1 protein-coding gene is annotated in these 609 nt (G+C 76.5%); it reads left to right on the forward strand.

Annotated features, from left to right (window positions below; all coding sequences use genetic code 11):
* A partial coding sequence (locus tag LPA54_RS35120) for a class I adenylate-forming enzyme family protein (protein WP_228984656.1) occupies positions 1–609 on the forward strand: 609 nt, incomplete at both ends.

Below are 609 nucleotides of genomic sequence, written 5' to 3' on the forward strand. Positions count from 1 at the left end.
CGCCGAGCGCCGCCCACCGGCTGCGCGACGCCCTCGGCGTCCCCGTGATCCAGGGCTACGGCATGACCGAGCTGTCCCCGCTCGCCCACAACCAGCGGCCCGGCGACCCGGTCGGCCGGGGCGCCGTCGGCAGGGCGCTGCCCGGCACCGAGAGCCGGATCGTCGGCCTGGACGACCGCGAGCCGCTCCCCGCCGGCGCCGTCGGCGAGGTGCAGGTGCGCGGCCCCCAGGTGATGGCCGGGTACCTGCACGACGAGGAGCCCTCACGGATCGACGCCGAGGGCTGGTTCTCCACCGGCGACGTGGGCCGGGTCGACGACGACGGCGTCCTCCACCTCGTGGACCGCCTGGACGACGTCTTCAAGCACGACAACGAACTGGTCTCGCCCGCCGCCGTCGAACGGGTCCTCGCCGAGGACCCCCGGGTCGCCGAGTGCGTCGTCGCCGACTGGCCCGACCCCGTGCACGGCGGCGTCGTCTGGGCCGGCGTCGTGCTGCGCCCGTCGGCCGTTCCGCCCGACGGGCCCCCGCACGCCGTGCTCGACGTCCTGGACTCCGTCGCCGAGCGCGCCAACGAACACCTCGCGCCCTTCGAGCGGATCCGGCGCC

Origin of the sequence: Streptomyces sp. DH12 (assembly GCF_020873895.1) — a bacterium.
Classification (GTDB): Bacteria; Actinomycetota; Actinomycetes; order Streptomycetales; family Streptomycetaceae; genus Streptomyces.